Here is a 14,237-nt window from a genome sequence, read left to right on the forward strand (position 1 = left end):
CCTCCTGCGGAGCGCCTCCGGGTGGTGGTTCGGTCGCCGGGGCGCGGGTCACCGACACGCTCAGGCCCGACCGTTTCGGGTGAGCACGAAGCCCAGCGGGGTGACGCCGGCGGCGCGCAGCCGCTCCACCAGGCGTCGCAGGTCACTCTGCCGGGTGCGGTCGCGCTCCACGACCACCACCGCGCTGCCCTGCCGGGCCACTGCCACGCCACGCTCGTCGGACTCGGCCGGCGGGGCGTTGAACAGGACCAGGCCGTGGTCCGCGCCCTGCCGCCAGGTGCCGAACCGGACAGTGCCCACACCCACGACAACCTCGTCGGGGGTGACGACGCGACTGTTCTCCGGGCGGGCGGACGACACCCTCGGCAGCGTCAGGGTGGCGTCGGGGTCGGTCGACGGGCGGGCGCCGGGCGGGTGCGGGGAGGGCCGACGGGCGGGTGTGCTCTCCGTGGTGGCAGCGGTGGCCGGTGTGCTGCCTGCCGGCCGGGGCTTGGGCACCAGCGGCCGGGACGGGTCGATGGGCAGCCGTCCCCGGTCGGCGAGAACGATGGCCCGTAGCCGTTCGATCCGTCCGCTGTCGTCGGCGACGAAGACCTCCCGGCCGTCCACGGCGAGCGCCACGGCGAGCCCGGCGGTGAGCACTGTGGCGTCCTCCCGGGCGGTGACCAGCGCCACCCGGGCCGGCTGCCGGACCCGCTCGGCGACCGCCATCGCCACGTACCGGACGTCGGCGTCGACGGCCCGGGGGCTACCCCGGAACCCCGGCCGGCGTACGGTGCCGAGCAGTGGAAGGCCGGAGGCCTCCCGGCCGTCGGCGACCGAGCGGACCCGCCGGTCGGTCGACTCCCAGAGGTACGCGAGCACGATGCCGATCAGCGCGCCACCGAGCAGGCCGGCGACCAGGTAGAGCGGCCGGTGCCCGGCGGAGGTGACCAGCGCCTTCTCGGCGGTCTGGGTGACCCAGCCGGGGTTGACGTCGACAGCCGCGATCTCGGTACGGGCGGCGTTGAGCTGGGTGAGCTGGTTGTTGATGCCGGCCAGCTCGGCCACCAGCGCGTCACCGGCGGCGGTGTCCTTGGCGGTGTTCGCCCGCTTCTGCAACGCGGTCTGCTGGGCGGCGACCTTGGTGATGCTGGCGTCGTAGGAGCGCAGCATCTCGGCGCGCTGCTGCTCGTACATGGCCCTGCGCACGCTCAGGTAGGCCTCGGCGGCCATGTTGGCGCTCTGCACGGCCCGCTGTGACTCGCGCGCCTGGTAGGTGAAGCGCAGGATCTGCCCACCGGTGGGCACCTCGACCTCGAGCGCGTCACGGATGTCACGGGGGTCGCCGCCGGCCGAGTCGGCGAGGCGCTGCACCACCTCGGTGCCGGTGGCGATGCCGCTCTCCACGTTCATGTTGACAGCGCGGTCGGCGCCCGCGCCGCTGGGGGTGAAGGCGTCGGTCACCACCGGCCGGACCGCTACCACGGCGCTCGCCGACAGCGCCGCCGGCACCAGCAGCACGTAGCCGAGCGCGGCGAGCAGACCGACCATGGCGACCGCCGCCACCAACCGCAACCGGTGCATCGGCACCCGCAGCAGGTCGGTCAGTGTCACGGCACGCGAGGTGCCGGAGGACGGGCCGTCCGTGGGCCAGGGGGCGGGCGCTGCATCAGTCATGGAACTTCTTCACCGTCTGTTGAGGATTACCGACGACCACGACGCCGGGTGGTACGTCGGTGCGGACCACCGTCGCCGCGCCGACGACGCTGTCCCGACCGACCCGCACGCCCTTCAGGACCAGGGCGTGAGCACCGACCCAGACGTTGTCCTCGAGAACGATCGGGGCACGGGTGAGCGGGCCGGGCGGTGCGTGCCGCTGCTCGGGGGGCAGGTTGTGGAAGTCGTTGTCGAGCAACTCGCAGTCCGACAGGAGGCACCGGTCCCCCACGGTGACCGACGTCCAGGTGCCGATCCAGGTGGCGTTGAGCAGACAGTCCGCGCCGACGCGCACCTCGCCGGGGCCGGCGAAGCGGACGAGTTTGTTCAGGCGGGTGCGGTCACCGATGGTCACCCGCACACCGCGCCGCAACCGGATTCGGCCACGGATCTCCACGTCCCGACCGAGCGTCAACTGTCGGTAACGGAGCTGATACCAGCCGCGTTTGACCGCGAAGACCAGACGCACCACGCGTCTCGTTCGGATGCCAGCGGCGCCGAGCAACGATCCTCCCCCACCGTCGCGGGCCGGCGGCGGTGGGTACCGCCACCGGCCCAACGTGAACAATCTACCGATGCTCCGTTACGAACGGTTGACCCTTACTGTACGGAGAAGAACGTCGATGGGGTAGACCAGGACAACTCGGGCGTTGCGCTGCTGATGACCGTCGCCGTGGTGCCGTCGACCGCCGCGCTCGGCGCGGCAGTCGGGTCGAACGGCACACTCCGCAGCGCGCCGTCGGTGGCGCCGTAGACGATCCGGCCGCCCACCCAGGCCATGCCCCGCACCGTCGACCAGGTCACTCCCGTCGTCGGCAGGGCGAACTCGGTGGCGCCCAGGTAGTTGCCGTCGATCTCGAAGTAGCGGTAGTAGAGGCCGTTCGCCCCGGTACGGGTGTAGTAGAGCCGGCCGTCGAGGAAGAAGGCGCCGGTCAGCAACGCCGGGTTGTACCAGTCGTTGTAGCCGGACGCCTCCCACGGCGAGCCGATCGCGCCGCCGTTGAAGAGCGAGATGTCGATCCGACTGCCGGTGGGCGTGCCGGCCACCGAGTGCGACCAGTAGATCCGGTCGTCCACCCGCCAGGTCGCGCCGGCCGCCGTGTACGCGGGCTGGCTGACACTGGTCGCGGTGCCCAGCGCGGTGCCGTCGAACGGCACCTTCGCCACGGTGCCCGAGGCGGTGCCGAGGTAGAGGTTGCCGGTGGTGGCCGACGGCGGGTTCTTCGGGGTGAAGGTGCGTCCACCGGCGAGCGGGAACATGCCCAGCCGGCCGTGGTACTCCTCGCCCATGCCATCGGAGTTGTGCCCGAAGTAGAGGCCGTCCGAGCCGCGCCAGAGCACCGGCACCGACGAACCCCAGTTGCTGGTGCCCGACGGCATCGAGGCGCTGCCGCTACGGCGCGGGTTCCAGTTCACCGGCATGCCGGTCGCCGGAGTGACGGCGGCGATGCCGAGCCGGTCGACAGCGCCCGGGCCGGCGTTGTCGCTGGCGTTCGGGTTGTTGACCCACCGGAAGTGCCCGCCCAGGTAGATGACGTTGTCCGCCACCTCCACCGAGGTGATGGTGTCGTTACCGGTGTAGTCGACCCAGGTGGCGAGCAGGCCAGAGCCCCGCGCGGCGGTCTCGAAGCGCACCAGGGCGTCGCAGTACGCGGCCGGCCAGCCGGCGCCGCCGTTGGTGCCGACCACGAACCAGCTGCCGTCGCCACCGAACTTCACGTCCTGCACGTAGTGCACGAAGGTCGTCGGCGAGGCGCACGGCGCGACGAACTTTTCGGTGCTCCAGTCGAGCAGCGTGGGAGTCCCGGAGACGTCCACCAACGCCATCTGGTTGCGCGGCAGGTCGTTGACGAGCGTGAAGTTGCCGCCGACGACCAGGGTGCCGCCGTCCGGCGCGACGTCGATGGTCCAGACGTACGACGTGGTGCCGTGCCGTCCCACCGTGGCGTCGATGCTGAAGCTCGGGTCGATCGCGCCGGTGGTCGCGTTGAGCCGGCCCAGACCGGCGTGCGCGGTGCCGTTGAGCCAGTTGAACGCACCGGCCACGTACAGCCAGTTGCCGTGCAGCGCCAGGTCACGGACCGTGCCGCCGTCGGAACGCCCGACCCAGCTGTCGATGATCGCGCCGGTCGACGGGTTGAGCGCCACCAGGTTCTTCCGGGAGACGCCGTTGACGTTCTTGAAGGTGCCGCCGACGATCAGCGTGCCGCCGGGGCCGGCGAGAAGCGTGTTGACCGCGCCGTCGAGCACCGGCAGGAACGTGGTCGACATGGTGCCGGTAGTCCGGTCGTACGCGAAGAGGTAGCGCTGCGTGACCCACGCGGAACTGGCGGTCTGCCGAAGCTGGGTGAAGCTGCCGCCGACGAAGACCGTGTTGCCCACCTGCGCGAAGGCACGGGTCTCACCGTCTCGGGCGTGCGGGGTCGCGTCGGCGGGGTTCGCCGACACCAGGGTCGCCGTGGCCGGGGCCGGTACCACTGCGGCCGACGCGGTCGTGGGCACGCCCAGAGCTGCGGCGATGATCGCCAACGCGACCATCCCCGCCCGAGTACGACGTCGTCCTGCAAAACGCCACAAGTGCGAGAGTTTGGGCACGCTGCGCCTCCAGATTGGATGAGAACCCGAGGTAGCGTGCCTCGTCCAGCCTGGTTAACAAAATCCGCCGATTGGGCGGTGCATGAATCCGCAAGCCGACAGAACGCCGGAGGATCGGATGTCCGACCCCCCGACGAACGCCGTCCGGTCAGCCCGTTTCGAACGTCAGCGCTTACCTCCGGTGGGTTGCCGCAGGTAGGGGTCCTGTCCGGCCTGTGCGAAGCCGGCCACCGCCGACGCGTCGTGGTTCATCGTCATGTCGCAGGTCGACGTGCGGCTGGTCATACCGGCCGAGTTGAAGTAGATCGCCGCCTTGATCTTCGGGTGCGCCTTCAGCGCCGCCGGGAACTCCTGGAACCAGCGCTGCTTGGCACCCAGGTCGGCGGAGTTGAAGTTGGTGCCGAACTCGGCGAGCATCCGGGGCTTGCCCGCGCCGATCCCGTTGTCGTCCAGCCACCGGTAGAAGCCACCGACCGTCGTGCTCGGGCTCTTCCACACGGTGCTGCCGTTGCAGACGTGGAAGTTGTACGGGTCGTAGGCCACCCAGTCGACGTACTGGTCACCGGGGTACAGGCCGGCGTACCGGGAGTAGTGCCCGGACCAACCCATCATCGTCCAGACCCAGACCGCGTTTGTCGCGCCGGCGTTGGCGAACCGCTCGTGGACGTAGCGCCAGGCCCGGACGAAGTCGGCGTCGCTGCCCTTGGCCGGCTCGTCCTCCGGCTCGTGGTCGAAGCCGATGAAGACCGGCACGCCGGCGGCGCGGATCCGGCCCGCTACCGCGTCGATGGTGTCGTCCTGCTTGCCGCCGTAGACGTCCGACCACTTGAGGGTGGTGCCGGCGGAGAAGTCACGCGACTCCCAGGCGAAGAACATCAACCGGCCTTCGCGCATCTGCTGCGACTCGTACACGTCGGGGAAGGCACCGTTGCTGCCGGCGTTGGAGAAGTCGTGGTAGCGGTGCACGATGTCGAACTTGCGCCCGACCTGCGTCTCCACGTCGGTGACGGCCTTGCCGTGGTCCCAGCCGCCGGCCGCCCCGGCGGGCGAGTACATGCCCCACCAGGCGCCACAGGACGGGACGAGCTTGTCCGAGACGGAGCCACACTTGCCGGACGGGAGGGTGCCGCTGGCGCTCGGGGTCGCCGTCCGGGTCGGAGCGATGGTCGGCGACGGCTTCGGCGCGGCGGTGGTCGGCGACGCGCTCGGAGACGGCGGCGGCGCCGGCCGGGTGGGCGTCACCGGCGAAGGCCGGGCCCCGAGGTCGTAGCTGATCAGCAGGCTGGGTCGAAGGTCCGGGTTGCGGTTCTCGACCGACGCCCAGTAGACCCGGCTCTCCAGGCCGCTCTGCGCCAACGAGACCGTCCAGGTGCCGTTGCCGGTGACCAGCTTGGAGACGTCCCACTCGTTGACGCCCTTGGACACGCTGGTCACGCTGTCCAGTGCGGCACCGGTCGACGTCAGCGGCGGCCGCGACTCACGGGCGCTCAGCGGCGAGGCGTGCGCCGTCACCGTGGCGGCGAACTGCTGCCAGGCGTGCACCCGCAGCGTCGCCCGGATGTTGACCGCTGTGGACGGCACCGTGGTCACCGCGAACTCGATGACCGCCTCGCGGCCACCGCGCGGGTTGCCGTCGCAGCGCGTCGCGCAGGTGGCCAGTGTCGACTTGGCCGCGTTGTCACCGTCCTGCGACACCGCGGTGGCGGTGGTGTCGGCCGCCGCCCGGATCGACAGGTCGTCGCTGGCCAGCAGCGGCATCATGGTCGCCACGATGCCGGCCACCACCGAACCGCCGACCACGCCGATGGCAATCGCCTTGCGCCGGGGTCCAGAACGGAACCGGGTGATGCGGTGCAGTCCGTGCCTGGTCAAGGAAACTCCCTGTGTCTGCGTCCGTAACGGTGAGCAGCGTATCGATGACCAGGACATGTGGCAGGTAGGACAGTTTTCCGTAAGCGCGTCTTAACCATCAGCTAAGGAACCGCCTCCGGGAAAACAGGGCCTCTGGCCGCAGACACGACCGAAGCCCGCCACACACCTTGCCCGGGCAGCACGCGCGGAGTCAACGGGCGCGTCGCAAGCGCTTCCGGAACGGGTGGCGACCATCGGTGACCCCGGCCGGACCGCCTGACCGGTCCGTCAGCCGGCGCGAGCGGCAGTCAGCGCGGCGGCCATCGCCGCCCTCGGCGCGGTGACGCCGGTGAACTGCTCGAACTGCCCGACGGCCTGGGCCAGCAGCAGGTCCAGGCCGGAGACGATCCGGCAACCGGCCGCGTCGGCGGCCGTCGCCAGCGGGGTCGGCCACGGGTCGTAGAGCGCGTCGAAGAACACCGCGCCTGACCGCCAGGCCACCGCGCCGGCCAACGGGTCGGCGACCCCCTTCGGCACCGTGGAGACGACCACGTCGGCGGTGGCGAGCTGCCGGGGCGCGTCGGCCCACGGCGCGGGCGTCAGGGCGACACCCACCGCGTCGGCCACCGGGCGCAACTCGTCGACCGCCTCGGGTCGGCGGGCCACCACCGTCACCGCCGAGCAGGCGAGCTGCGCGGCGGCGGCGAGCGCGGCGCGGGCCGTCCCGCCGGCGCCGAGCACCGTCACGGCGGCACCGGCGGTCACACCGGCGTCGGTAAGCACCCGCACCATGCCGGCGACGTCGGTGTTGTCCGCGTACCAGGAGCCGTCCGGACGGCGTACCAACGTGTTGGCCGCGCCGACGGCGGCGGCGACCGGCGACGCGGCGTCGGCCACGGCGAGCGCCGCCTCCTTGCCCGGCATGGTCACCGACAACCCGGCCCACTCCGGGCCCAGGCCGGCGACCAGATCCGGCAGCTCCGCCGCCGCGCACTCGATGCGGGTGTACGACCACCCGGTCAGCCCAGCGGCGACGTAACCGGCGGTGTGGATCACCGGGGAGAGGGAGTGCGCGATCGGCTTGCCCAGCACCGCCGCCCTACGGGTCGACACGGTCACCGCCGGTCGCGGCCGGTGGCCCGATCACTGTCGACATCACTTCCCCGCCCTCCCGCGCACGTCGGAATCGACAGTACCCAGCACCCCGGCCCGGGCACCAGGAACCGTCTCCGCGGCCACCCCGGGCGAGCGGGCTATCGCTTGACCCGCATCGACGTTGGTGAAAGCATTCCGGGGACGGAAGCGCCGATCGAAAAAGGGGAAACCTTGAACAAAAGCATTCTCCGTGCCCTTATCGCGATTGCTGCGGTTTTCAGTCTTTCGCTGATGACCGCCGCACCCGCGCGGGCGGACGCCGCAGCTAACAGCTGGTCCGACAACCACCAGCTGTGCCAGTCCAGCTCCTGCGTCCGGAGCGGCAACATCGTGCGGCTCTGGCAGGCCATCGTCTGGGCCGACGACCTGAGCGGCAACGTCGGCACGAGCTTCATCGACGGCGAGTTCGGCTCCAACACCGCTGCCAAGACCAGGACCTGGCAGGACGTGATGAACGTCGGCATCGACGGGTCGGTCGGGCCGCAGACCTGGGGTAAGGCGTACGGCGCTGTCAACCGCAACACCGGCTTCGACACGAGCACCCAGACCGGGTACTTCTACTACGGCTACAACCGCACGTTCGGTCTGCGCAAGCAGAACAGCAACGGCGTGTGGACGTTCCTCAACCCGCGCACCGGCACCTGGACCGGCACCAGTCACTGACAATGACGCGGTAATTGCGCGTCAACGCTGAACCGTAAAGGCTCCCTTTCCGACAGCGACCATAATTGCGGTCGAAATGGGAAGGGAGCCTTTTACGGCGTGACCCGGCCGATCAGATGATGCCCGCCTCGCGAGCCTTGGCCTCGTTGCGCTGGTGCTGCTCGTACGTTTCAGCGAAGGCGGAGTGACCCTTGTCGTCGATGGCCACGAAGTAGAGCCACTTGCCGGTCGGCGTGTCCATCGCCCCTTCCAGGGCCTGCTTACCCGGGTTGTTGATCGGGGTGGGGATCATGCCCCGCAGCTTGCGGTTGTACGGGTTCTTCTGGTCGTCCAGCTCGGCCGCCGTCATCTGCTTGGACGACTTGGTCGGCTTACCGATCGACTCCAGGTAGTAGTTGACAGTGACGTCCATCTCCAGGCAGTTGCAGTCGAACTCGCCGTACGCGCGGTTGTAGGCCACCCGCGCGACCTTGCCGAGGTCGTCCTTGTTGCCCGCCTCGGCCTGGGCCAGCGAGGCCACGATCAGCGCCTCGTACGGGCTGACCTTGCGTTCCTCCTGCACCCGGTCGGCGAACTTCATCTCCCCGGTCACCGACAGGAAGCGGTTCACCATCAGCTTGAGGATGCTCTCGGCGGTGGACTTCGGCGGGATCTCGTAGGTGTCCGGGAAGAGGAAGCCCTCGACGGACTTGACGCTCTTCTTGCCGTCGCCGCGCTTGAACCACCAGTCCGGGACGCCGAGCCCCTCCGGGTCCTTCGCGGCGGCCTGGAAGTCCTTGACCGGGATCTTGGTCTTCTCGGAGAGCAGCTTGTAGATGTTGAAGCTCGTGCGGCCCTCGGGGATGGTCAGCCCGTTGACGATCTTGTTCTTCAGGTCGAGCATCGCTGTCACGGCGTTCGCGCCGCTCATCTGCTTGCGCAGCTTGTACGTGCCCGGCTGGATGTTCTTGCTGCGCGAGTTGGCGTCGGCCGCCTCGATGAACGCCTTCTGGCTCTTCACCACGTCGGCCGCCACCAGGGCGTCGGCCATGTCGGCGAGCAGCGCGCCGTTCTTGATCTCGACGGTGATCTCACCGGTCCCGCTGCCGTCGTAGTCGGGGGTGACGAAGTAGTTCTGGATGCGGTCGAAGCCGTAGAACGCGCCGCCGCCGATGCCGCCCAACAGGAGCAGGGCCATCAGCAGAGCCAGGAATGTCTTGCCCCGGCCGCCGCCGGACCCGCCCTTGCCCTTGCCCTTGCGGAAGCCGCGCCGGTGCCGACCCTTCTCCCCCCGCTCCGGCTCGTCGAACCCAAGATCCAGATCGTCGATCATTACGTCCGCCTCCGCTGCGCGTCCAGCCAGCTCTGCAGGATCTCCACCGCGGCCGCCTGATCGACAACCGCACGTTGACGTTTACCTCTGACGCCACGCTCGGCAAGCCTACGAGAAGCGACCACCGTCGACATCCTCTCGTCAGTGAGCGTTACCGGGACAGGCGCTATCACATCGACCAGTCGGTCAGCGTACGCCTTCACATGGACGGCCGCAGGACCATGCTTGCCGGCGAGATTGACCGGAAGACCGACGACAACCCCGACGGCCTCGTGCTCGGCCACCAACGCGGCCAGCTCGGCGAGGTCGCTCGGCACCGCGTCCGGCGCCGCCGTGAGATCGCGGGCCAGGGTGACCAGCGGCGTTGCCAAGATCCCGTCGGGGTCCGAGCGGGAGACACCCACCCGCACCTGACCGACATCCACGCCGATCCGCACACCGCGCGTCAGTTCAGCCACCGACGGTCACCACCGGCCGGGTACGAACCAGGGCGGACCAATTGGCCCGCCCTGACTCACAGTGATGATCTATCACGCTTCAGTGATCGCCTTCTCGACGGTGAGCAGCAGATTCGGCGCCTCGGCCGCGGGCAGACCGCCGCCCTGGGCCAGATCGGGGCTGCCTCCTCCGCGCCCGGAGAACGCCGCCTTCACCAGATCCGACGCGGCCAGGCCCCGGCTGCGCGCCGCCGCGTTGACCGCCACCACCAGTGACGCCTTGCCGTTCGACCGAGCCGCCACCGCGACGACCGCCGGCCGCGCCGGGTCGATCTTGCCGCGGATCTCCTGGGCCAGGGTGCGCACGTCGTTGCCGGCCGCGCCCTCCGGCGCCTCGGTGCCCACGTACGCGACCCCGCGCACGTCCTTGGCCTGCGCCGCGAGCGCCGCCGCACCACCCAGCACCAGCTGGGCCCGCAGCTTCTCCAGCTCCTTCTCGGCGTCGCGAAGCTGGGTGACTGTCTGCTCCACCCGGTCGGCGACCTGATCGTTCGGCACCCGGTACAGCTCGGCCAGCCGGGAGACCAACAGGTGCTCCTTGGCCAGGAAGCCGAAGGCGTCCATGCCGACCAGCGCCTCGACCCGGCGGACACCGGAGCCGATCGACGACTCGGAGAGGATCTTCACGAGGCCGAGCTGGGCCGAGCGAGCCACGTGCGTGCCGCCGCACAGCTCCCGGGCGTAGTCACCCACCTCGACGACCCGCACCTCCTCGCCGTACTTCTCGCCGAAGAGCGCCATCGCGCCGATGCGCCGCGCCTCCTCCAACGAGGTGATGAAGGCGTGCACCTCCAGGTCGGCCAGGAGCACCTCGTTGACCTGCTGCTCCACGTCGCGCAGAACGCTCGGCGACACCCCGGTCGGGGTGTTGAAGTCGAACCGGAGCCGACCGGGGGCGTTCAGCGACCCCGCCTGCGTGGCCGACTCACCAAGGAAGTTGCGCATGGTCTGGTGCACCAGGTGCGTGGCGGTGTGCGACCGGGAGATCGCCCGACGCCGGGTCGTGTCGATCTCGGCGAAGCCGGCCTCACCGGCGCGTACCTCGCCCCGGATGACCCGGGCGCGGTGCACGATCAGACCGGGCACCGGCTGCTGCACGTCGAGGACCTCGACCTGCCCGCCACCAACAGTGATCATGCCCTGGTCGGGCTGCTGCCCACCGCCCTCGGCATAGAACGGGGTGGTGTCCAGCACCAGCTCGATGGTGTCGCCCTCGGTCGCCGCCTGACGCGGGCCGTCGACGCCGAGCAGCGCCCGCACCGTCGACTCGCGGGACACCTCGCTGTACCCGGTGAACGTCACCGGACCACCCGCGTCGAGCACCGACCGGTACGCCGACAGGTCGACGTGCCCCGTCTTGCGGGCCTGCGCGTCCGCCTTCGCCCGGGTCCGCTGGTCGGCCATCAGCCGCCGGAACCCCTCGTCGTCGACAGTGAGGCCCTGCTCCGCGGCGATCTCCAGGGTCAGATCGATCGGGAAACCGTAGGTGTCGTGCAGCTGGAACGCCTTCGCCCCGGACAGCGCCGAGCCGCCCGCCGTACGGGTCTCCGCGATCGCGGTGTCCAGGATCGTGGTGCCGGCCCGCAGAGTGGACAGGAACGCCTCCTCCTCCGCGTACGCGTAATCCGCGATCCGGTCGAAGTCGGTCGCCAGCTCCGGGTACGACGGCGCCATGCAGTCCCGGGCCACCGGCAGCAGCTCGGGCAGCGCCCGGTCCTGCCAGCCCAACAGCCGGATCGACCGGATCGCCCGGCGCATGATCCGGCGCAGCACGTACCCGCGACCCTCGTTGGACGGGGTCACGCCGTCGCCGATCAGCATCAGCGCGGTGCGCACGTGATCCGCGATCACCCGCAGCCGAACGTCGTCCGGGTGCGACTCGCTGGCCACATGCCCGGAGTGCGCGCCGTAGCGCTTACCGGTCAGCTCGGCCGCCCGGGCCAGGATCGGCCGAACCTCGTCGATCTCGTACAGGTTGTCGACACCCTGCAGGATCGAGGCCATCCGCTCCAGGCCCATGCCGGTGTCGATGTTCTTCGCCGGCAGGTCGCCCAGGATCGGGTAGTCCTCCTTGGTGGTGCCCGGACCCCGCTCGAACTGCATGAAGACGAGGTTCCAGTACTCCATGTACCGGTCCTCGTCGACCGCCGGGCCGCCCTCGCGGCCGTACTCCGGGCCCCGGTCGTAGAACAGCTCCGACGACGGACCGCACGGCCCGGGAATGCCCATCGACCAGAAGTTGTCCGCCTTGCCCCGGCGCACGATCCGCTCGGCCGGCACGCCAACCGATCGCCAGATCTCGTACGCCTCGTCGTCGTCGAGGTAGACCGTCGGCCAGATCCGCTCCGGATCCAGCCCGTAACCACCCTCGGCGATCGGCTTCGTGGACAGCTCCCAGGCCAGCGGGATCGCGCCGGCCTTGAAGTAGTCCCCGAAGGAGAAGTTGCCGTTCATCTGGAAGAACGTGCCGTGCCGGCTGGTCTTACCGACCTCGTCGATGTCCGGGGTACGGATGCACTTCTGCACGCTGACCGCCCGCTGGTACGCGGGCGTCTGCTGACCCAGGAAGTACGGGACGAACTGCACCATGCCGGCGTTGACGAACAGCAGGTTCGGGTCGCTGATGGCGGGCAGCGGAGCGGACGGCACCACGGTGTGGCCATTCGCCTCGAAGTGGGCGAGGTACCGCCGCTTGATCTCCGCCGTCTTCATCGCTGGTGTTCCTCCGGAAAGATTTCTCGATCGCCGATTCGCGGGTCTTCCCGCAGGTCGGCGAACTTGTCGTCGAACGCCTCGCCCTGGGCGAACGCGTGGTGGATCTCCTGCTCGCGTTCGGCCATCCCGACCCGGACGTCCTCCACGAAACTACGCAGCGACTCGACGAGCCCGCCAGCGGATTCCGTCAGCGAGCTGGCGATGCCCGCCGGCGTGTACGCCTGCGCGGTCCGGGTCGCCTTGCGGACCACGATCACACCGACGGCCACCCCGATGCCGAGCCAGAACAAGCGCCTCATGTCCCGCTACCTCCTGGTGCGCCGGGTCGGTCAGCTGTTGCCGCGTCGCGCGGCCCGTCGCTGCTGCTTGATGGTGTCGCGCACCTCGCGCTCGGTCTCGGCGTGCCGGCGGCCGGCGGCGGCCTTACGCACGCCGTAACCGAACGCGGCCACCTTGACCAGGGGGTTTGCGGCCGCGGCGGAGACGACGGTGGCCAGGTTGGCGACGTTGGCGGTGACGTTCTGCGCGTGGCTGGTCATGGTGTCGACCTTCGCCAGCTGGAGGTTCACACCGTCGAGCGAGGTCTGCACCTGCTCCAGCGCGGTGTTGACGTTCTTCACAGTGGTGTTCACGTCACCGAGCAGCGGCGCGGTCCGATCGTTCAGGTCGTTGATCATGCGGGTGGTGGCGTCAACCGTGTGCCGCAGCCGCAGGATGGGCAGCGTCAGGATGAGCACCAGCACCGCGAACGCGGATGCCGCGATCAGCGCCGCGATCGCTCCAATGTCGCCCACGCCTGTCCTCCTCAAGCAGAGTTCCGCAGGACCCGACGTCCCCGGAACGCACAACCATGCCACCCGTACCGGCCGCCGTGCCGTCGGCGGTCACCGGTAGCGGGCGTGCCCGCCAGCCCCAGACCCTACCGTCCGTGATGGAGACCGGCTCAGGACGGTGAGGGTGTCTGCTCGCCCAGCGGATCGGCACTGACCGTCGGGAACGGATCCTCACCGGTCAGTGACGGGTCGGTGGTCGGCTGCGGCCTGGTCCGCTCGTCGTCGATCGCATTGCGCACCTTCACCGACACCAACGAGCCGGTGCACTCGGTCGCAGCGGCCGACGGGTCGCCGGACGGCACGACCGCCGGCTCGCCGTCCACCGGCGGCGGCACACAGGTCGGGTCGCGTACCCACAGGTCGAGGGTCAACTCGTCGCGACGCCAGCAGGTGTAGCTGCCCTTCGTCTGCTGCTCCGGGCAGCGGCTCACCTTCCACGGCTGCCACCCGTCGCGGCGCAGCGCGTCCTCGTAGACCTGCGCCGTCTCCGTGGGCGCCTTCTCCGAGGTGACGGTGCGCTCGCGCAGCCGGCAGTCGAGCAGGCACCAGCGGCTGCCGCTGACGTCGTCGACAGTCTTCGCGGCCGCCCAGGCGGGCACGCCGAGCTGGTCCAGGTTGTCGAAGACCGGGTCACGGCTCAGCGTCCGGATGCCGAAGAAGAGCGGCACCGCGCCGAGCAGCACGACGCTGACCAGCACCAACACCGCCGCGCGCAGACGGCGTCGTTCACGGGTCTGCCGGCGTTCCTCGGAACGGGCACCCGGTGCGGCGTCGTCGTCCGGCGCGTCCTGACCGGCCGAGCGCAGCGCCGGCCCGTCGGAGGGCTCCGTTTCCGGCCGGTCCACCGGGCCGGACCCGGCGGGCACCGCGGCGGCGGCGCGGGCCACGCCGACGGGCTCGCCGGCGCGTCCGGGCGGC

The 14,237-nt window shown here is 70.2% G+C and carries 12 protein-coding genes; 1 reads left to right on the forward strand and 11 read right to left on the reverse strand.

Translation table 11 applies throughout. The features are described 5' to 3' along the window. Nucleotides 1–60: 60 nt before the first annotated feature. The 5 genes from NIE111_RS22250 to NIE111_RS22270 form a co-directional block, all read right to left on the reverse strand. Nucleotides 61–1,659, reverse strand: a complete 1,599-nt coding sequence (locus NIE111_RS22250; protein ID WP_238686222.1) for a lipopolysaccharide biosynthesis protein — start codon at nt 1,657–1,659, stop codon at nt 61–63. Beyond that, a complete protein-coding gene (locus NIE111_RS22255) occupies nt 1,652–2,170 on the reverse strand; it encodes an acyltransferase (protein WP_238686223.1) in 519 nt (172 codons plus the stop codon). Before NIE111_RS22255 ends, NIE111_RS22250 begins: the two co-directional genes overlap by 8 nt. A 128-nt stretch (nt 2,171–2,298) precedes the next feature. After that, a complete protein-coding gene (locus NIE111_RS22260; protein WP_238686224.1) occupies nt 2,299–4,236 on the reverse strand; it encodes a hypothetical protein in 1,938 nt (645 codons plus the stop codon). Between the two features lie 222 nt (nt 4,237–4,458). Further along, nucleotides 4,459–6,165 carry a glycosyl hydrolase gene (locus NIE111_RS22265; protein WP_238686225.1) on the reverse strand — a complete coding sequence of 569 codons (1,707 nt, stop codon included), beginning with the start codon at nt 6,163–6,165 and terminating at the stop codon, nt 4,459–4,461. Nucleotides 6,166–6,432: 267 nt separating this feature from the next. Continuing rightward, entirely contained in the window at nt 6,433–7,263 is an 831-nt protein-coding gene (locus NIE111_RS22270; RefSeq protein WP_266303006.1) for a shikimate dehydrogenase, read from the reverse strand. 267 nt (nt 7,264–7,530) lie between these two features. On the opposite strand from NIE111_RS22270, the gene NIE111_RS22275 reads away from it, so the two are divergent. Further along, on the forward strand, nt 7,531–7,962 hold the full coding sequence (locus tag NIE111_RS22275; RefSeq protein WP_238686226.1) for a peptidoglycan-binding domain-containing protein: 432 nt from the start codon (nt 7,531–7,533) through the stop codon (nt 7,960–7,962). Between the two features lie 112 nt (nt 7,963–8,074). On the opposite strand, the gene mltG is transcribed toward NIE111_RS22275, so the two are convergent. The 6 genes from mltG to NIE111_RS22305 all read right to left on the reverse strand — a co-directional run bounded on the left by mltG (nt 8,075) and on the right by NIE111_RS22305 (nt 14,125). Beyond that, nucleotides 8,075–9,274: an endolytic transglycosylase MltG gene (gene mltG / locus NIE111_RS22280; protein ID WP_238686227.1), complete on the reverse strand. Its 1,200-nt coding sequence runs from the start codon at nt 9,272–9,274 to the stop codon at nt 8,075–8,077. Next, on the reverse strand, nt 9,274–9,732 hold the full coding sequence (ruvX, locus tag NIE111_RS22285; RefSeq protein ID WP_112677948.1) for a Holliday junction resolvase RuvX: 459 nt from the start codon (nt 9,730–9,732) through the stop codon (nt 9,274–9,276). The genes mltG and ruvX overlap by 1 nt, the downstream gene beginning before the upstream one ends. 72 nt (nt 9,733–9,804) lie before the next feature. Next, nucleotides 9,805–12,483: an alanine--tRNA ligase gene (alaS, locus tag NIE111_RS22290; RefSeq protein ID WP_238686228.1), complete on the reverse strand. Its 2,679-nt coding sequence runs from the start codon at nt 12,481–12,483 to the stop codon at nt 9,805–9,807. Next, nucleotides 12,480–12,785: a hypothetical protein gene (locus NIE111_RS22295; RefSeq protein WP_091401860.1), complete on the reverse strand. Its 306-nt coding sequence runs from the start codon at nt 12,783–12,785 to the stop codon at nt 12,480–12,482. The genes alaS and NIE111_RS22295 overlap by 4 nt, the downstream gene beginning before the upstream one ends. 30 nt (nt 12,786–12,815) lie before the next feature. After that, nucleotides 12,816–13,280, reverse strand: a complete 465-nt coding sequence (locus tag NIE111_RS22300; RefSeq protein ID WP_112677951.1) for a DUF948 domain-containing protein — start codon at nt 13,278–13,280, stop codon at nt 12,816–12,818. A 149-nt stretch (nt 13,281–13,429) separates the two neighbouring features. Further along, nucleotides 13,430–14,125: a hypothetical protein gene (locus NIE111_RS22305; protein WP_238686232.1), complete on the reverse strand. Its 696-nt coding sequence runs from the start codon at nt 14,123–14,125 to the stop codon at nt 13,430–13,432. Nucleotides 14,126–14,237 lie beyond the last annotated feature (112 nt).

Origin of the sequence: Micromonospora hortensis, assembly GCF_022230935.1 — a bacterium.
In the GTDB taxonomy this organism is placed as follows: domain Bacteria; phylum Actinomycetota; class Actinomycetes; order Mycobacteriales; family Micromonosporaceae; genus Micromonospora; species Micromonospora hortensis.

Coding starts and splice junctions, on each gene's coding strand:
- alaS (WP_238686228.1), bottom strand. CDS start 12,483: ATGAAGACGGCGGAGATCAAGCGGCGGTACCTCGCCCACTTCGAGGCG.
- NIE111_RS22250 (WP_238686222.1), bottom strand. CDS start 1,659: ATGACTGATGCAGCGCCCGCCCCCTGGCCCACGGACGGCCCGTCCTCC.
- NIE111_RS22275 (WP_238686226.1), top strand. CDS start 7,531: ATGACCGCCGCACCCGCGCGGGCGGACGCCGCAGCTAACAGCTGGTCC.
- NIE111_RS22260 (WP_238686224.1), bottom strand. CDS start 4,236: ATGGTCGCGTTGGCGATCATCGCCGCAGCTCTGGGCGTGCCCACGACC.
- NIE111_RS22295 (WP_091401860.1), bottom strand. CDS start 12,785: ATGAGGCGCTTGTTCTGGCTCGGCATCGGGGTGGCCGTCGGTGTGATC.
- mltG (WP_238686227.1), bottom strand. CDS start 9,274: ATGATCGACGATCTGGATCTTGGGTTCGACGAGCCGGAGCGGGGGGAG.